19 protein-coding genes (1 of these 19 only partly in view) are annotated in these 17,293 nt (G+C 54.1%); all 19 read left to right on the top strand.

Annotated features, from left to right (window positions below; genetic code table 11):
* The first annotated feature begins 11 nt into the window (after positions 1-11).
* The gene (gene ftsH / locus MYS68_RS28660) at positions 12-1,958 is read left to right on the top strand and encodes an ATP-dependent zinc metalloprotease FtsH (RefSeq protein ID WP_248929081.1); all 1,947 of its coding nucleotides are present in this window, start codon (positions 12-14) and stop codon (positions 1,956-1,958) included.
* Between the two features lie 213 nt (positions 1,959-2,171).
* A complete protein-coding gene (locus MYS68_RS28655) occupies positions 2,172-2,471 on the top strand; it encodes a hypothetical protein (protein WP_248929080.1) in 300 nt (99 codons plus the stop codon).
* Positions 2,472-2,784: 313 nt separating this feature from the next.
* Positions 2,785-3,723 (top strand): quinolinate synthase NadA, encoded by a 939-nt coding sequence (gene nadA / locus MYS68_RS28650; protein ID WP_248929079.1) that lies wholly within the window; start codon positions 2,785-2,787, stop codon positions 3,721-3,723.
* Positions 3,724-3,758: 35 nt separating this feature from the next.
* Positions 3,759-5,372, top strand: coding sequence for an L-aspartate oxidase (gene nadB, locus MYS68_RS28645; RefSeq protein ID WP_248929078.1), 1,614 nt, complete (start codon positions 3,759-3,761; stop codon positions 5,370-5,372).
* Positions 5,365-6,234, top strand: coding sequence for a carboxylating nicotinate-nucleotide diphosphorylase (gene nadC, locus MYS68_RS28640; protein ID WP_248929077.1), 870 nt, complete (start codon positions 5,365-5,367; stop codon positions 6,232-6,234). Before nadB ends, nadC begins: the two co-directional genes overlap by 8 nt.
* On the top strand, positions 6,231-6,995 hold the full coding sequence (locus MYS68_RS28635; protein WP_248929076.1) for a type III pantothenate kinase: 765 nt from the start codon (positions 6,231-6,233) through the stop codon (positions 6,993-6,995). The genes nadC and MYS68_RS28635 overlap by 4 nt, the downstream gene beginning before the upstream one ends.
* Before the next feature lie 14 nt (positions 6,996-7,009).
* Positions 7,010-7,879 carry an Hsp33 family molecular chaperone HslO gene (hslO, locus tag MYS68_RS28630; protein ID WP_248929075.1) on the top strand — a complete coding sequence of 290 codons (870 nt, stop codon included), beginning with the start codon at positions 7,010-7,012 and terminating at the stop codon, positions 7,877-7,879.
* 45 nt (positions 7,880-7,924) lie between these two features.
* Positions 7,925-8,872, top strand: coding sequence for a peptidyl-prolyl cis-trans isomerase (locus MYS68_RS28625; protein WP_248929074.1), 948 nt, complete (start codon positions 7,925-7,927; stop codon positions 8,870-8,872).
* Positions 8,873-8,989: 117 nt separating this feature from the next.
* Complete coding sequence (cysK, locus tag MYS68_RS28620) at positions 8,990-9,928, top strand: cysteine synthase A (protein WP_248929073.1); 939 nt, start codon at positions 8,990-8,992, stop codon at positions 9,926-9,928.
* Positions 9,929-10,045: 117 nt separating this feature from the next.
* Entirely contained in the window at positions 10,046-11,614 is a 1,569-nt protein-coding gene (locus tag MYS68_RS28615) for an anthranilate synthase component I family protein (protein ID WP_248929072.1), read from the top strand.
* Positions 11,589-12,170, top strand: coding sequence for an aminodeoxychorismate/anthranilate synthase component II (gene pabA, locus MYS68_RS28610; RefSeq protein WP_248929071.1), 582 nt, complete (start codon positions 11,589-11,591; stop codon positions 12,168-12,170). The genes MYS68_RS28615 and pabA overlap by 26 nt, the downstream gene beginning before the upstream one ends.
* Complete coding sequence (gene pabC, locus MYS68_RS28605; protein WP_248929070.1) at positions 12,167-13,090, top strand: aminodeoxychorismate lyase; 924 nt, start codon at positions 12,167-12,169, stop codon at positions 13,088-13,090. The genes pabA and pabC overlap by 4 nt, the downstream gene beginning before the upstream one ends.
* Complete coding sequence (gene folP, locus MYS68_RS28600; RefSeq protein ID WP_248929069.1) at positions 13,087-13,935, top strand: dihydropteroate synthase; 849 nt, start codon at positions 13,087-13,089, stop codon at positions 13,933-13,935. The genes pabC and folP overlap by 4 nt, the downstream gene beginning before the upstream one ends.
* 13 nt (positions 13,936-13,948) lie before the next feature.
* Entirely contained in the window at positions 13,949-14,311 is a 363-nt protein-coding gene (gene folB / locus MYS68_RS28595) for a dihydroneopterin aldolase (RefSeq protein WP_248929068.1), read from the top strand.
* 7 nt (positions 14,312-14,318) lie between these two features.
* Complete coding sequence (folK, locus tag MYS68_RS28590; protein WP_248929067.1) at positions 14,319-14,834, top strand: 2-amino-4-hydroxy-6-hydroxymethyldihydropteridine diphosphokinase; 516 nt, start codon at positions 14,319-14,321, stop codon at positions 14,832-14,834.
* Positions 14,816-15,025: a helix-turn-helix domain-containing protein gene (locus MYS68_RS28585; protein WP_248929066.1), complete on the top strand. Its 210-nt coding sequence runs from the start codon at positions 14,816-14,818 to the stop codon at positions 15,023-15,025. Before folK ends, MYS68_RS28585 begins: the two co-directional genes overlap by 19 nt.
* Before the next feature lie 15 nt (positions 15,026-15,040).
* Complete coding sequence (gene dusB / locus MYS68_RS28580; RefSeq protein ID WP_248929065.1) at positions 15,041-16,060, top strand: tRNA dihydrouridine synthase DusB; 1,020 nt, start codon at positions 15,041-15,043, stop codon at positions 16,058-16,060.
* Positions 16,061-16,241: 181 nt separating this feature from the next.
* Positions 16,242-16,721: a transcription elongation factor GreA gene (gene greA, locus MYS68_RS28575; protein WP_248929064.1), complete on the top strand. Its 480-nt coding sequence runs from the start codon at positions 16,242-16,244 to the stop codon at positions 16,719-16,721.
* Positions 16,722-16,809: 88 nt separating this feature from the next.
* Positions 16,810-17,293, top strand: partial view of a lysine--tRNA ligase gene (gene lysS / locus MYS68_RS28570; RefSeq protein ID WP_248929063.1) — the start only. The gene runs 1,013 nt beyond the window's last position; only the first 484 of its 1,497 coding nucleotides appear in the window; the start codon lies at positions 16,810-16,812; its stop codon lies off the right edge, out of view.

The raw sequence follows: 17,293 nt of genomic DNA, 5'->3' as shown, positions 1-17,293 counted from the left end.
GGAGGTAGGGGATGAACCGCATTATACGAAACACCGGATTTTATCTGCTTATATTTTTGGTTACCGTCGGAATCGTACATTTCATCAGCACCCAGAACGATCAGAAAGACACGATCAGCTACGATAAATTCCGGCAGGCGTTGATTGAAAAAAATGTGGAACAGGTTAGCGTCAAATTTGACGGCTATACATACCTTGTCAGGGGGAAATACAAGACACCGCCGATTGCGGACAAGAAAAATTTCGAGTCGAGAGCCCCTTATGACCCACGCATTTTTACGATGATTGAAAGCGCCGATATACCGACAGGCAACTTCAGCATCGAAAAAATGGAAGGTGACAACGTATGGATCAGCTTCCTGACGTCCATCATTCCGTTTGTGATCATCTTTATCCTGTTCTTCTTCCTGCTCAATCAGGCGCAGGGCGGCGGTGGCAAGGTGATGAACTTCGGCAAAAGCCGGGCGCGCTTGTATAATGAAGAGAAAAAACGCGTTACGTTCGAGGATGTTGCCGGTGCCGACGAAGAGAAGCAGGAGCTTGTGGAAGTCGTCGAGTTTTTGAAGGATCCGCGGAAGTTTGCGGCACTCGGTGCGCGAATTCCGAAGGGCGTGCTGCTCGTTGGTCCTCCGGGTACCGGTAAAACGCTGCTGGCCAGGGCCGTAGCGGGCGAAGCGGGCGTGCCGTTCTTCAGCATAAGCGGCTCCGACTTCGTTGAAATGTTTGTTGGTGTCGGTGCATCCCGTGTACGCGACCTATTTGAAAATGCGAAGAAAAATTCGCCTTGTATCATATTTATCGACGAGATCGACGCAGTTGGCCGCCAGCGCGGCGCAGGTCTTGGCGGTGGCCATGACGAGCGCGAGCAGACGCTCAACCAGCTCCTCGTCGAAATGGACGGCTTCGGCGCGAACGAAGGCATCATCATCGTCGCCGCGACGAACCGGCCGGACATTCTCGACCCGGCGCTGCTCCGCCCGGGACGTTTCGACCGTCAGATTACGGTTGACCGTCCGGACGTGAAAGGCCGCGAGGCGGTGCTGAAGGTACACGCCCGCAACAAGCCGTTGTCGAAGGAAGTCAAGCTCGACGCGCTGGCGCGGTTTACGACCGGCTTTACAGGCGCGGATCTAGAGAACCTGTTGAACGAAGCGGCTCTGATCGCAGCGCGCCGCAACCGCAAGGATATTTCGCCCAGCGAGCTCGACGAAGCGTTTGACCGCGTTATCGTAGGTACGCAGAAGAAAAGCCGCGTTATCAGCGAGCGCGAAAAGAAAATGGTCGCTTACCACGAGGCTGGCCATACCATCGTCGGTTATTACTGCGAGAACGCCGAGATGGTGCATAAAGTGACGATCGTCCCGAGAGGTCGCGCCGGCGGCTACGTTATGATGCTGCCTAAAGAAGGCGAAGACCGGATGATGAATACGAAAAACGAGCTGCTGGACAAAGTCACCGGCCTGCTTGCCGGACGTGTATCCGAGGAAATGTTTATCGGTGAAATCGGTACAGGCGCTTACAGCGACTTCCAGCGTGCGACGACGATCATCCGTAAGATGATCACCGAATACGGCATGAGCGACAAGCTCGGGCCGATGCAATTCGGTCAGTCGCAGGGCCAAGTTTTCCTCGGCCGCGATATTGGGCATGAGCAAAACTACAGCGATGCGATCGCGTATGAAATTGACCAGGAAATGCAGAGAATGACCCGCGAATGCTACGAGCGCGCGAAAGATATTTTGCAAAAGCATGCCGATCAGGTTCACCTGATCGCCAATACGCTGCTCGAGAAAGAAACTCTCGAGAAGGAAGAAATCAAGCAGCTGCTTGAAGAAGGCAAGCTCGGAGACGGCGAAGGCGATGTGAAGGTCAACATCCAAGGCCAAAGCCAGCAGGCCGACAACAACAAGCTCGATTTCGACAAACCGTCATCTCCGGATGACGAAAACAAGCAATAACCCACACGGCAGCCGGTTCATCCGGCTGCCGTTATTTTTTTGCTAATATAAATGGCAAAGAGGTTCGAATGACACTACTCCCCGATGAATTCGGTCCAGTGAATGATGTTATGGCCGAAATTGAAGAGGACCCAGAACTTCAACAAATGCTCCTTAAGTCGGAGGAAGATCTAGCGGAGGGAAAAGTTTATTCGCCTGAAGAGGCATTTCAATATGTCCGTAATTATCACTCTAAACAATGAACAAGGTTATCTTTTCCCAAACCGTTTTGAAGAAAATCACCAATATACGAAGCGTTCATTTTTCCCAGGAAGAGACAATTCAGTTTCAAATTCATTGATAACAGCTATTCAAACGCGATTGACCGGCATTGGTCTTTATGAAGGATATAAGGAATACAAAAAAGGCCCATGGGCGGATACACGTCGTATCTTGGTTCACGGCTATAGGGTATACTTCAGCTATAACGTTAAGGATAATACGATTTTCGTAAAACACTACCCTTCGCCGTAGCGTAATCAACCCTTTTTGAACACACTAAGTCGTATCTCTGCTTCCAACGTGCCAATGGAATTTACAACTTTTTCACTCCGCCGCCCCGTCTAATCCCCCTCATTTTGACCAAAACTATACCCAAACCAAGCAGCATTACTGTACAGTCCGAGCGAGCCCGAAATTCTGCGCTTTTTAACCATATTTGCCCGTTGACACTGGGTATTAAAGTTGTGTAAATTAATACTAAATCTTAAATATTTGTGAACAATTTCACTAACTGTCCTTGCTAACGGGGGGCATTAGTTATTGTCTAAAAGGACGGTGTAACCTGATGGAAGCTCTGGCGCTCGAGCGCAAGGCCGAACAGAACCGGGAACTCAAGGAACGTCTGGCCCAGCTGAAGAAAGAAAGAAATGCGATCATTTTGGCGCATTATTACCAGCGGGATGAAATCCAGGAAGTGGCCGATTTCAGGGGCGATTCGTTTTTGCTTGCCCAGAAGGCTGCGTCAACCGACGCGGATGTCATCGTATTTTGTGGAGTTCATTTTATGGGGGAAAGCGCCAAAATATTAGCTCCGAACAAAACCGTGCTGATCCCCGACGAACGTGCGGGTTGCCCGATGGCCGATATGGTGAATGTCGACGGACTCCGAGCGCTGAAGAAAAAACATCCGAACGCCACCGTCGTTACTTATATCAATTCATCGGCGGACGTTAAATCGGAAACCGACATATGCTGCACATCGGCCAATGCCGTGAAGGTCGTCAACTCAGTGCCCGGCGACGAAGTGATCTGGGTCCCTGATAAAAATTTGGGCGATTACGTCTCCAAGCACACGAACAAAAAGATGATCATTTGGGAAGGCTATTGCAATACGCACGATATGTTGACGGTCAAAGACGTCGAGGAAATGAAGGCGCAATACCCGAATGCCCAGTTTGTCGTTCATCCCGAATGCCGTCCGGAAGTGGTCAAGATGGGTGACTTTGTCGGCAGCACGACGGCGATCATCAAGTATTGCAAAGAATCGGATTGCCAGGAATTTATCGTCGGCACCGAAGACGGCACCGGATACCAGCTCAGACTGGACAGCCCTCATAAAAAATTCCATTTTGCCACCAAATATTTGGTTTGCCCGAACATGAAAGTGAACAACCTGAAAAAAGTTGTGCGCTGCTTGGAAACGATGCAGCCGCAAATTCACGTCCCTCAAGATGTGGCAGAGAAAGCCAAATTATCGCTGGAGCGCATGCTACAGGTGAAGTAGCATGCGCTACTTCCTTGTATAGAACAGGTGACGGTATGATACCCCGATATTTGATAGATTTCGATCTGAACTCCATCCCTCATGTACATACGGACGTTATTGTGATCGGCGCGGGCATCGCCGGTCTTTTTACCGCGATTAAAGCGAGCGAATCCAACAAAGTGATGATGATTACGAAAAAATCTCTGCTCGACAGCAATACCCGCTATGCGCAGGGAGGAATTGCAGCGGTCATCTCCGACGAGGACTCGCCGGAATACCATATACAGGATACGCTTATGGCCGGAGCGGGCTTATGCGATCCGAAAGCGGTGGACGTGCTCGTTCACGAAGGCCCTGCCGGCGTGAAGGATCTGATCCGCATGGGAACGCAATTCGACCTGGAAGACGGCGAATTCGCCTTGACGAAGGAAGGGGCGCACAGCCAAAGACGAATATTGCATGCCCATGGGGACGCTACCGGAGCGGAAATTGTCAGGGCGCTTTCCGAAAAGACGAAAATGGACCCGAACATCGTGCTGTGGGACGACCATTTTGTCATCGATTTGATTACGGAAGACGGAGAATGCACCGGCGCGCTTGTACAGAAGCCGGACGGGTCGCGCGTTTACGTGCAGGGCAAAGCGACGATTCTTTGCAGCGGCGGAACCGGACAGCTGTACCGGTATACGACGAATCCGGACATTGCCACGGGCGACGGCATCGCCATCGCTTACCGGGCCGGAGCGCTCATACGGGACATGGAGTTCATTCAGTTTCACCCGACCGCTTTATGTTATCCGGGAGCGCCGCGGTTTCTGATCTCCGAAGCGGTGCGCGGCGAGGGAGCGGTTTTGCGGAACATCAACGGCGAACGGTTTATGGAAAACTATCATCCGCAGCTTGAGCTGGCGCCGCGCGACATCGTGGCAAGGGCGATCGTAAGCGAAATGGAACGGACCAAATCGACGTTTGTCTACATCGACTTTACGCACGAATCGGAAGAAACGGTCAAGCACCGCTTCCCAACCATTTATGAAGTATGCCTGAAATACGGTTTGGACCTCGCCTCGGACTGGATACCCGTGGCACCGGCGGCGCACTATATGATGGGAGGCGTCGAAACGGACCTGTACGGCGAAACGGCCGTAAAGCGGCTTTTTGCATGCGGGGAAGTATCGTCGACGGGGGTGCACGGGGCGAACCGGCTCGCCAGCAATTCGCTCTCCGAGGCTATCGTGTTCGGGCGAAGAATCGTGGAGCGCATTAACAAGCTGGATCTCGTGACGAAAACGCCGCAAATAAAGGAAACCGGTCACCGCAAGGAAAGCGCGATCCAGCCGATCGTCGAGAAGCGGCTCAAGCTGCAGAAGGTGATGCTCCGTTATGTCGGGCTCAAACGGGATGCGAAAGGGCTGGAAAAAGGCTACGAGGAGCTGAGGCGTCATTTATCCATATTTGATGTCAGCCTGAGCAAGCGGGAGGAATACGAATTTGCGAATTTGCTGACCTGCGCGCTGCTCACGACGCAAGCGGCGCTCATTCGCGAAGAAAGCCGCGGCGGCCATTACCGCGAGGATTTTCCGGAGCGCAATGACGATATGTGGCGCAAGCATACCGTATTCAATCGGGAGCTGGGCCTGACGGAGGAGAAGATGGAGCATGCTTGAACTTCGCATCGATACGGTACGCAGCCAAATCCGGCAGTGGCTTGATGAAGATATCGGGATGGGCGACGTGACGACGTTGTCGACGATTCCTGCCGAGCAACTGTCCAAAGGGATTATTCATGTCAAAGAAGACGGTATCATCGCCGGTTTACCTGTCGCGGAAGCGGTATTTGCCGAAGTGGACGCCGGGCTTCTTTTCAAACCGCAGGTTAACGAAGGAGCGCGGGTGTCCAGAGGAACCGTGCTTGCCGAAGTGACGGGGAGCACCCGCAGCATTTTGCTCGGGGAACGTCTTGCCCTCAACCTGATGCAGCGCATGTCCGGTATTGCAACCCGCACGGCGCAGTTTGTCGCGGCGCTGGACGGACTGCCAACTAGGCTGGTCGATACGCGAAAAACGACACCGGGACACCGGATGCTGGAGAAATACGCCGTGCGTGTCGGAGGAGGTCATAACCACCGTTACGGCTTGTTTGATGCGGTGATGATCAAGGATAATCATATTAAGGGGGCCGGAGGCGTGGCCAAAGCGATTGAGGCGGCCCGCGGACAAATTCCCCATACGATGAAGATCGAGGTCGAGGTGGAGAACGACGCGCAGCTGGAGGAAGCGCTTGCCGCAGCCCCGGACGTGATCATGCTGGACAATATGAGTGTTGAAGCGATGGTCCGGGCGGTAAAACGCATTAAAAGCCATTCGCCGCATATGATTGTAGAGGCTTCCGGCTCCGTCAATTTGCAGACTGTAAGGGCGATTGCCGCCACAGGGGTAGACGTCATCTCGGTCGGCCGGTTAACCTATTCCGTGGAGGCGCTCGACATCAGCCTGGATCTGAACGAACGGAAGGAGTCAAAGGCATGATTTTGGTCGTGGATGTAGGCAATACGAACATTGTCCTGGGTATCTACGAGGGGAAAAACCTGCTGCATCATTGGCGGCTCAGCACGAACCGATCGGCAACGACCGACGAGTACGGCATGACGATCTACAATCTGTTTCACCATGCCGGCATCAAACTCGAGCAGGTGCAGGGCGTCATCATCTCGTCCGTGGTTCCGCCGCTGATGTTTGTGCTTGAAAGTTTATGTGCAACCTATTTAAAAAGAACGCCGCTCATCGTCGGACCGGGGATAAAAACGGGCCTCAACATCCGCTATGAAAATCCGAAGGAAGTCGGCGCGGACCGAATCGTCAATGCGGTTGCCGCCATCGAGCTGTACGGCCCTCCGTGCATCGTTGTCGATTTCGGCACGGCCACAACCTTTGATTACATAGACGAAGCGGGACAATATTTGGGCGGTGCGGTCGCTCCGGGCATCGGCATCTCCACCGAGGCGCTGTATCAGCGGGCAGCGAAGCTGCCGCGCATTGAGCTCGTGAAGCCGAAAAGCGTCGTCGGCCGTAACACCGTGGCATCGATGCAGGCGGGGATTATTTACGGCTTTGCCGGGCAAGTGGACGGTATCGTGAAACGGATGCGGGAAAGCTATAACGCATCCGCCAAGGTCGTCGCCACCGGGGGACTGGCGGAGCTGATCTCGGCCGAGTCGAAAACGATTCAAACCGTCAATCCCTTGCTTACGCTGCAGGGACTGCAGTTGATTTATGAAAGAAACACCTGAAGTGGGGTAGCAGAATGCAGGATTATTTAATTAGAGCAACCGCTCTGCAAGGGCAGGTGCGCGCCTTCGCGGTCAGATCGACGGAGGTGGTGGGCGAACTCACCCGCCGTCATCAAATGACGCCGACGGCTGCGGCCGCGCTCGGAAGAACCGCCTCGGCAGCGCTTATGATGGGAGCTATGCTGAAAGGCGAAGAAAAGCTGACTGTACAGGTCAAAGGCGGCGGTCCGATCGGGCAAATCGTCGTTGATGCGAACGCCGCAGGCGAGGTCCGCGGATATGCGGATAACCCGCAGGTGGATCTTCCGCTCAATGCTGTGGGCAAACTGGATGTAGCCGGAGCAGTGGGGACGGACGGCTTTTTGTACATCGTGAAAGATCTCGGGCTGAAAGAGCCTTACCGCGGCAGCGTGCCGATCGTTTCCGGGGAGCTTGCCGAAGATTTTACGTATTATTTTGCCAAATCGGAGCAGACCCCCTCGGTTGTAGCTCTCGGCGTGCTGGTCGATATCGATTACAGCATCAAGGCGTCGGGAGGTTTCATCATCCAACTGCTGCCGGGCTGCACGGACGAACAGATTGCGGAAATCGAGCGGCAGCTTTCGCAAATCCAGTCGGTCACTTCGATGATCGACCGCGGCGATACGCCGGAGGAAATTCTTCGCCGCATTTTACCTGACGTTCAAGTGATGGACCGGATGGACGTGGCGTTCCGCTGCAAATGCTCGCGGGAGCGGGTGGAGCAAACTTTGATCAGCCTGGGGCGCGAGGAACTCGAATCGATATTGACGGATGAAGGGCAGGCGGAGGTGCACTGTCATTTCTGCAACGAGCGCTATAGATTCAACTCCTCCGAACTGGAAGAGTTGATCGGCAAAATATAGGCGGCCCTCCCATAGAGAGAAGCCATAGTGTACGAGGGGACCAGGATGAGGAATGTAAAGTGGTTGTGGGGAATCATCGGTCTGCTTGCTGCGGCCGTTGCCGTTCTTTCCTTCTTGGCAGTGAAAAATGCCTTCCCCCCTGCGGGAAGCACGCCCCCAAACAATCCGCCGCCTAAGCCCGGGCCGGAACGGATTGTCGCCACTGTAGGGAATCGGCCGATTAGCGAAGCGGAGCTTCAGCAGCATTTGTATTCCAAGTACGGCAAGGAAATGCTGAATTTGATGCTCGACCGCGAAGCGATCCGTATGGAAGGAGACAAACAGGGCATCAAGGTAGACCGCGGCGAGATCGACAAGGAACTGAAGCGCATGCAGCAAGGTTACGAGAGCGAGGCCGATTTTTATAAAGCGATGAGGGATCAGCTTGGGATGACCCAGGATGAGCTGAGGGAAGACGTGTATTACAAGCTTCTTCTGGAAAAGCTGGTCACGAAAGATATCAAAATCCCGGACGAATGGGTCGACGATTATATCCGTCTTCATCCGGAAGAGTTCCAGAAGCCGGCGAAGCTTCGCATTCAGCAAATCGTGGTAAGCAACAAAGATCAAGCCGCCAAAGTCGTGGATGAAGTGAAAAAGGGGGCGGACTTCGCGCAGCTGGCCAAAGACCGGTCGCTGGACGATGCGACGCGGAGCAGCGGAGGGGACTTGGGCTGGATAGAAGAAACCGATCCTTTCGTGGAACCCTCCGTGCTTAAGGCGGCGAAGGCACTGAAAAAAGGCGAGATCAGCGCTCCTTTTGAACTGAACGGCAAATACGTCATCGTCAGGCTGCAGGACCGGAAGGAGCAAAGCAAGGAGCAGGCGGATGCCGTTCGGGAACGGGTCCGCAAAGAACTCGCCTTGCACGAAGCGACCCCGCTGCCGGAGTTTACGAAAAAGCTCAGGGAGCGATGGAATGTGAAGATTGTCGATCCTGAGCTGGCACAGTAAGGCTTTTCTCGAAAAAATGAATTGACAACCTATGACGGCAGTTGTTAATATGAATATAGAATAATACCTAGCATTTTACTCGGAAATATTACAATATCGTTCATAGGAGGAGTATTCATGGCTAAGTTAGTGCAAAGCATCACCCAGTTGATCGGCGACACGCCGCTCGTGCGTTTGAACCGGGTCGTACCGGAAGGCAGCGCGGAAATTTATGTCAAGCTGGAGTATCAAAACCCGGGCGCCAGCGTTAAAGACCGGATCGCCATCAGCATGATCGAAGTCGCCGAGCAGGAAGGCAAGCTGAAGCCGGGCGATACGATTATTGAGCCGACGAGCGGCAACACGGGGATCGGTCTCGCAATGGTGGCGGCCGCGAAAGGCTACAAGGCGATTCTGGTTATGCCGGAAACGATGAGTATGGAACGCCGCAACCTGCTTCGCGCTTACGGTGCCCAACTGGTGCTCACTCCGGGAGCGGAAGGCATGAAAGGCGCCATCAAACGTGCGGAAGAGCTTCAGGCGGAAAATCCGAACTACTTCATGCCGCAGCAGTTCAAAAACCAGGCAAACGTGAAAATCCACCGCGAAACGACCGGACCGGAGATCGTCGAAGCGATCAAGTCGCATGACGGCAAGCTGGACGCGTTTATTGCCGGCATCGGCACGGGCGGTACGATCACAGGCGCCGGCAGCGTTTTGAAAGAAAACTTCCCGAACGTCAAAATATATGCAGTGGAACCTGCCGCTTCCCCGGTATTGTCCGGCGGCAAGCCAGGTCCGCATAAAATCCAAGGTATCGGCGCAGGTTTCGTGCCGGACATCCTGAACACGAACATCTATGACGGCGTTATTCCGGTTGAGAACGATGACGCGTTCGAAACGTCCCGCCGCGTGGCGAAAGAAGAAGGCATTCTCGGCGGCATTTCCTCCGGTGCGGCTATCTTCGCAGCACTAAAGGTTGCCAAGGAGCTTGGCGCCGGCAAGCGCGTCGTAGCGGTAGTGCCAAGCAACGGCGAAAGATACCTCAGCACGCCGCTGTACCAATTCGAAGACTGATCGGTTCGTTGCGAGAAACGTTCAAGTCCCCAGCGAAAGCTGGGGGCTTTTTTTCATTCGGCAGATTGGGTATACTTAGGTTCAATTAACAGGTAACGGACGGAAGGGGGATCGGGCGTGCGGTTAACAACGGCGGACGATTGGCTGAAGTGGGCGGCGGAAGGCTGCTCCGTGCTGCCGCAGGTGGAGCGGTATGATCTGCCGCAAGATCGCCTCCCTACTTGGCGCAAGGCATGGGAGCAAGCGGGAGCCGAAGCTTTTGTGCTGGAAAGCGGGAAGGGAGGGCGGTATACCTTTCTTGCGCTGAAGCCCGAAGAAATCATCCGCGGCAAAGGGGATGCTGCTGTGATTGTACGTGACGGCATCGCCTGCGAAAAGCTGGAGGGTCCGCCGCTGCAGGTGGTCAAGCGGTGGATGGGAGACAGCCGATCGCCGAAGGTGCCGGGCGCTCCGAAATGGATCGGCGGCTGCGCCGGTTTCTGGGGATACGATGTCGCCCGCTCGATCGAACGTCTTCCGGTTTATGCGGCGGACGATCTCGGGCTGCCCGACTATGCTTTTATGAGAGTCCACGAGCTTTGGATTATCGACCATGAGGAGAAGGCGCTTTACTGCGCCGCCCATACGGTGCTGCCGTCGGCTGCGGAGGAACAGAGCATTCGGGAAGCTTACGGACAGGCGGCAGAGCGGATCGAACGGATGAAACGGACGTGGGACCGCATCGCTTCCGTAAAGGAAGATGCCGGGCTGCTGCGGGATATCGAAGAGCGGCGACGGATTGCTTACGAGGATAAGCTGCGAATCGATGTCGAATCAATCCCGGGCATTCACGCCGCATTCCGACGTGAAGATTTTATCCGGGCCGTGGAGCGGATACAGGAATATATCGGGCAAGGAGACGTTTTCCAGGTCAACCTTTCCGTAAGGCAAAGCAAGAGGCTCGCGGAAACGCCGGAGCGCATCTATGAGTGTTTGCGTCTCGTCAATCCTTCGCCATACATGGGGCTGCTGCGTTTCGGCGACTTCCAGCTCGTCTCCGGCTCGCCGGAGCTGCTCGTGCAGCTCGAAGGCGGCATCGTGCGGACCCGCCCGATCGCCGGCACCCGGCCTCGCGGGCATAACGCCGAGGAAGACCGGCGGCTGGCGGACGAACTGATCGGGCATGAAAAGGAACGCGCCGAGCACATCATGCTCGTCGATTTGCTGCGCAACGATATCGGGCGCATTTCCGCATACGGTACCGTGAAAGTGACCGATCTGATGGTGATTGAATATTACTCCCATGTGATGCATATCGTATCCCAGGTGGAAGGTCGGCTTGCCGACGGCAAAGACCTGTATGACGTCATCGCCGCTTGTTTCCCTGGAGGCACCATCACCGGCGCTCCCAAAGTGCGCACGATGGAAATCATCGAGGAGCTCGAGCCGGTGCGGCGCGGGCCGTACACCGGTTCGGTCGGCTGGATTGACTACAACGGCAATATGGAATTTAATATTATTATACGAACGATGGTTGTGAAAGACGGAGTCGGTTATGTGCAGGCCGGTGCGGGAATCGTGATCGATTCGGTGCCGGAGAAGGAATACACCGAGTCGCTGAACAAGGCGAAAGCGCTTTGGAAAGCGATCCAATACAGCGAGCTTTGGAGGAGGGAACCCTATGATATTGGTCATCGACAATTATGATTCGTTTACGTATAACCTTGTACAGTATTTGGGAGAACTGGGGGAAACCGTTGCCGTTCACCGCAACGACCAAATCGATTTGGCGGGTATCGAGGCACTGAAGCCGGATCACATCTTGATCTCGCCGGGACCCTGCACACCTAATGAAGCGGGGATCAGCCTTGCTCTGATCGATCATTTTAAAGGCAAAATCCCGATTCTCGGCGTCTGCCTCGGACACCAGGCAATCGGACAAGCGTTCGGCGGAGACGTCATTCGCGCTCCTAGGCTGATGCACGGCAAGACGTCGGAAATTTACCACGACGGCAAAACGATTTTCAAAGACATCCCTTCCCCTTATACGGCGACCCGTTACCACTCGCTGATCGTGAAGTCGGAGACGCTGCCGGATTGTCTCGAAGTCAGCGCGCGTACGGCGGAAGGCGAGATCATGGGACTGCGGCACAAGGAATATGCGATTGAGGGCGTTCAGTTCCATCCCGAATCGATCATTACCGATTACGGCCACAAGCTGCTTCGCAATTTCTTGAGCGAAACGGTTGTGAGCAAAGCGTGATTTTATATTGGAACGATAAGTTTATCGATGAGAAGAAGGCCGTGGTCTCGGTGTACGATCACGGTTTTCTTTACGGCATAGGGCTGTTCGAGACGTTCCGCACCTACGGCGGTCAGCCTTTTTTGCTGGAACGGCACGCGGAGCGGCTCACCGGCGGCTGCAGGGAGCTTGGCATTGCCTACGAGCCGCAGATCCCGGCCATCAGCGGCATCGTGAGCGAGCTGCTGCGCGCCAATGGACTGGACGACGCCTACTTTCGCTGGACCGTCAGCGCCGGAGAGGGGATTCTCGGCTTGCCGAACGGCGATTACGAGAATCCTACGGTCATCCTGTACGTTAAACCGCTGCCGCCGCGTCCTACGGAGCTGGATCAGGCCGGGAAGCCGTTGCAGAGGCTCGCTCTTCGCAGGAACAGTCCGGAAGGCGCGGTGCGCCTGAAATCTTTTCATTATATGAACAGCATCCTGGGGAAAAGAGAGCTGGGCTGCTATCCATGGGCCTCCAGCCGCGCCGCAGAAGGATTGTTTCTCGATGCGGACGGGCATATCGCCGAAGGGATCGTGAGCAACCTCTTTTTTGCCCGGGACGGCGTCGTTTACACTCCTTCTCTGGAAACGGGCATCCTGCCCGGAATAACGCGCGGGTTCGTGATGGAGCTGGCGAAGCAAGCAGGATATCGCTTGAAAGAAGGGCTTTATACATGGGAAGAACTGACCGAAGCGGATGAAATATGGATGACGAACTCCATCCAGGAGATCGTGCCGGTTACGACCTTATTTGATATAGACGGAAAATCCGTGGCGATCGGCGGCGGACAAGCGGGACCGGTAACCGCCGATCTGCTGCGGATATATCGCGAGCACGCAGCGGGTTGTGAGGGATTTTCGCCGAACAAGGATGAAAGGAGCGTGGACCGATGAACAGCCAAGGGCCTTTGTCCGTCCAACCGATTCTTAATTTCGGAGAAGTCTCATTGCCGATCGGCGAACGGACGCTGATCATGGGCATCCTCAACGTGACTCCCGATTCGTTTTCCGACGGAGGGAAATACAATACCTTGGAAGCGGCCGTAGAGCGGGCTGAGCAGCTGATTCGGGAGGGGGCCGATATCATCGATATCGGCGGAGAATCGACCCGGCCCGGCGCAGAAACGGTCACGCTTGATCAGGAGCTGCAGCGGGTCATTCCCGTGATCGAGGCGCTGAAGAAGCGCGGGCTGCGGGCGCCGATTTCAGTCGATACGTACAAGGCCGAAGTTGCGCGGCAGGCGCTGGAGGCCGGGGCACATATCGTCAACGACATTTGGGGGCTGAAAAAAGATGGCCGCATGGCCCGGGTTGCCGCAGATTTCGGCTGCCCGATCATTTTGATGCATAACCGTGTGGAGGCCGTATATAACGACTTCGTTCCGGATGTAATAACGGATCTGCAGGAAAGCATTCGGCTTGCCCACGAGGCCGGTATCCGGAACGAGCAGATCGTGCTTGATCCGGGCATCGGTTTTGCGAAAAGCTATGAACAAAACTTAAAGCTCATGAACTATCTGGACCGGATCGTCGCGCTCGGTTATCCGGTTCTGCTCGGTACCTCCCGTAAAAGTATGATTTATAAGACGCTGCAGCTTCCGCCGACCGACGTGCTGGAAGGCACAGCAGCGACTGTCGCCTATGGCATCAGCCAAGGCTGTCACATTGTGCGCGTACATGACGTCGCGGCGATCAAACGTGTCGCCGTCATGACGGACGCGATGATTCGTGCCAAATAAAGGAGTTTCCCATATGGATAAAATTATAATGTCCGGCATGCAATTTTACGGCTACCATGGCGTTTATCCCGAAGAGAACCGGCTGGGGCAGCGCTACACGCTCGATGTGGAGATGCATCTGCCCTTGACCAAGCCGGGGAAATCCGACAATGTCGAAGATACGGTCAATTATGCCGAAGCTTACGAAGTGATTCAAAACATCGTCGAGCGGAAGGTTTTCAAGCTCATTGAGGCGCTGGCCGAAGAGGTTGCATCGGTACTGCTCTCCACTTATACTGTTATCAACGAAGTGACCGTACGCGTGCGGAAACCCCATCCACCGGTGCCCATTCATTTTGAAGGAGTTGCCGTAGAAATTACGAGAAAGCGGGTTTAAATCAAGCATGAGTACAAGTTCAGCCGAACCATCCGTTTATGCCTACATCGGCCTCGGCTCCAACATGGGCGACCGCGAGCAGTATTTGCGGCGTTCGCTTGAGCTTTTGGCCGAACGTCCAGGAGTCCGCATTACGCGCCAATCCGGTATTTATGAAACCGAGCCTGTCGGCTTTGTCGATCAAGACCCCTTTCTGAACATGTCGGCCGAAGTAGAGACGACTTTGCCGCCGGAGGGACTGCTTGATGCGATGCTGGATGTCGAGAGGCAGTTGGGCCGCATCCGGGAAATACGCTGGGGTCCACGCACGATCGACTTGGACCTTCTTCTTTACGGTCAAGCCGAGCGAAGCAGCGATTTTCTTCAGCTTCCTCATCCGAGGATGCTGGAGCGGGCGTTTGTGCTCGTTCCGCTGATCGAGATTGCAGCGGCAAGAGATCCGGCTTTAGCCGAATGGTTGCATGAACATCTGGAGAAACTGGACAGAAAGGAAGGCGTTTGCCTATGGAAAAAAGCTCAATAGCCCACCGCATACGCGCGTTTCGCAAATTGAAAGGTTATACGCAAACCGAGCTCGCGGAGCGGCTCGAAGTATCTATCGCGGTGTTGGGATCTATCGAACGGGGCACACGTAAACCTGAACCCAAGATCATTCGTAAAATTTCCGAAGTGTTAGGCATCGACCCGGAAGAGTTATCCTCTGCCGCGCGATGAAAGGAGTGCATCCTAATGTTGAAAATCGGCAACGTTGTTGCTCCCAATAAAGTGGTTTTAGCCCCAATGGCGGGGGTGTGCAATCCGGCGTTCCGCCTTATTGCCAAAGAGTTCGGCTGCGGCCTTGTCTGCGCGGAAATGGTTAGCGACAAGGCGATTTTGCACGGCAACGAGCGGACGATGGAAATGCTGTTCGTCGATGACCGGGAGAAGCCGCTCAGCCTGCAAATTTTCGGTGGGGATACGGAGACGCTCGTAGAGGCCGCCAAATACGTAGACCGGCATACGAATGCGGATATCATCGATATCAACATGGGCTGTCCGGTTCCGAAAATCACCAAATGCGACGCAGGGGCCCGTTGGCTGCTTGATCCGGGCAAGATCGAACAAATGATCACCGAAGTCGTCAAATCCGTCAGCAAGCCGGTTACAGTAAAAATGCGTATCGGCTGGGACGAAGACCACATTTATGCGGTGCAAAATGCCAAAGCCGTTGAGAATGGCGGCGGCGCCGCCGTATCCGTCCATGGCAGAACCCGGGTGCAAATGTATACCGGGACCGCGAATTGGGACATTATTAAAGAAGTTAAGCAGGCCGTCGGCATTCCGGTTATCGGCAACGGCGACATTTTCACTCCGGAAGATGCGCGGCGAATGCTCGATCATACCGGTGTGGACGGCGTGATGATCGGCCGCGGCGCGCTCGGCAACCCGTGGATGCTGTACCGTACCGTTTTGTATCTGACCAAGGGCGAACTTCCGCCGGACCCGACGCCGGAGGAGAAAATCCGCATTGCTATTTTGCACATGGACCGGCTTGTCGCACTGAAAGGCGAGCACGTAGCCGTCAAAGAAATGCGCAAGCATTTGGCATGGTATTTGAAAGGGCTGCCCGGCGCGGCACGCGTGAAGGATGTTATTATGGAGCAGACGAAACGGGATGCGATGGCCGCTATTTTGCACGATTTCGTAGCAAGGTTGTCAGACTCGGACGCCCTGCCGGAAGACGCTCATGAGCAGCCGGTATACCATTAAATATACGGATTTTCCAGTGTATTGCCTTACATTGACAATTGAGGAACCATGCAATATAATCAGTCAATATATATGGCAGGACCTGCACCAGAGTCATCTTGACGGCAAACCGTAATATATTAAGGTATGTGGCGCAAATCATAGATGTTGAAAATCTTCACATGACGGGAGATCGGTAGCAATGGCGAATGATAAAGAAGTCATTCTTACTCAGGACGGGCTGAAGAAGCTGGAAGAAGAGCTTGAACAGCTGAAGTCGGTGAAACGCCGCGAGGTCGCGGAAAGAATTAAAATAGCCATCGGCTATGGCGATATCAGCGAAAACTCGGAATATGAAGATGCGAAGAACGAGCAGGCTTTTGTCGAAGGCCGAATTATTACACTGGAAAAAATGCTCCGCAACGCGCGCATCATCAACAATGATGAAGTCGATGTAAATACGGTCGGAGTCGGTTCCATCGTCACGCTCAAAGATCTGGAGTTCGGCGATATCGTCGAATATTCGATTGTGGGCACAGCGGAATCGGATCCTTTCCAAAATAAGATTTCCAACGAGAGCCCCGTCGGCAAAGCCATCATCGGCAAAAGCAAGGGAGCCATCGTTGATGTCAACGTTCCCGCGGGCGTCATCCAATACGAAATCATCGACATTAAGAAATAATCGCTCTTTGTCATCATTGGAAGCTTCCTCCGGAAGCTTCTTTACCTATTTCAGGGAAGCAGGATAAATAAGGTTAGGAGCTGTAATTATGACGGTTGATCTGGAATTAAACGAGCTGCTGCAAATTCGCAGAGGAAAACTGGACGAGCTGCGCGGAATGGGAATCGATCCGTTCGGTCAGAAGTTCGAAAGAACGCATCACGCCAAGGATATTTTCGCCGCCTATGAGGACAAGTCCAAAGAAGAACTGGACGAGCTGGGAGCAGCGGTCAGCATTGCCGGCCGCATCATGCAAAAACGCGGCATGGGTAAAGCCGGCTTCGCCCATATTCAGGACATTACGGGTAAAATTCAAATTTACGTGCGTGAAGACGCGGTCGGTACGACCAAATACAATGCGTTCGATATTTTGGATATCGGCGATATTGTCGGCGTGAAGGGGACTGTATTTAAAACGAAAACCGGAGAGCTTTCCGTCAAAGCGGCGGAAGTCGAGGTGCTTTCGAAATCTTTGCAGCCTCTGCCGGAAAAATATCACGGGCTGAAGGACGTGGAGCTGCGTTATCGTCAGC

The sequence above is a fragment of the Paenibacillus hamazuiensis genome, assembly GCF_023276405.1.
GTDB classification, from domain to species: domain Bacteria; phylum Bacillota; class Bacilli; order Paenibacillales; family NBRC-103111; genus Paenibacillus_AF; species Paenibacillus_AF hamazuiensis.
This window is presented reverse-complemented; position numbering and strand designations above follow the sequence as displayed.

Bases quoted from the DNA above. Each gene is read 5' to 3' on its own strand.
- ftsH (WP_248929081.1), top strand. From the start codon at position 12: ATGAACCGCATTATACGAAACACCGGATTTTATCTGCTTATATTTTTG.
- MYS68_RS28655 (WP_248929080.1), top strand. From the start codon at position 2,172: ATGTCCGTAATTATCACTCTAAACAATGAACAAGGTTATCTTTTCCCA.
- nadA (WP_248929079.1), top strand. From the start codon at position 2,785: ATGGAAGCTCTGGCGCTCGAGCGCAAGGCCGAACAGAACCGGGAACTC.
- nadB (WP_248929078.1), top strand. From the start codon at position 3,759: ATGATACCCCGATATTTGATAGATTTCGATCTGAACTCCATCCCTCAT.
- nadC (WP_248929077.1), top strand. From the start codon at position 5,365: ATGCTTGAACTTCGCATCGATACGGTACGCAGCCAAATCCGGCAGTGG.
- MYS68_RS28635 (WP_248929076.1), top strand. From the start codon at position 6,231: ATGATTTTGGTCGTGGATGTAGGCAATACGAACATTGTCCTGGGTATC.
- hslO (WP_248929075.1), top strand. From the start codon at position 7,010: ATGCAGGATTATTTAATTAGAGCAACCGCTCTGCAAGGGCAGGTGCGC.
- MYS68_RS28625 (WP_248929074.1), top strand. From the start codon at position 7,925: ATGAGGAATGTAAAGTGGTTGTGGGGAATCATCGGTCTGCTTGCTGCG.
- cysK (WP_248929073.1), top strand. From the start codon at position 8,990: ATGGCTAAGTTAGTGCAAAGCATCACCCAGTTGATCGGCGACACGCCG.
- pabA (WP_248929071.1), top strand. From the start codon at position 11,589: ATGATATTGGTCATCGACAATTATGATTCGTTTACGTATAACCTTGTA.
- folP (WP_248929069.1), top strand. From the start codon at position 13,087: ATGAACAGCCAAGGGCCTTTGTCCGTCCAACCGATTCTTAATTTCGGA.
- folB (WP_248929068.1), top strand. From the start codon at position 13,949: ATGGATAAAATTATAATGTCCGGCATGCAATTTTACGGCTACCATGGC.
- folK (WP_248929067.1), top strand. From the start codon at position 14,319: ATGAGTACAAGTTCAGCCGAACCATCCGTTTATGCCTACATCGGCCTC.
- MYS68_RS28585 (WP_248929066.1), top strand. From the start codon at position 14,816: ATGGAAAAAAGCTCAATAGCCCACCGCATACGCGCGTTTCGCAAATTG.
- dusB (WP_248929065.1), top strand. From the start codon at position 15,041: ATGTTGAAAATCGGCAACGTTGTTGCTCCCAATAAAGTGGTTTTAGCC.
- greA (WP_248929064.1), top strand. From the start codon at position 16,242: ATGGCGAATGATAAAGAAGTCATTCTTACTCAGGACGGGCTGAAGAAG.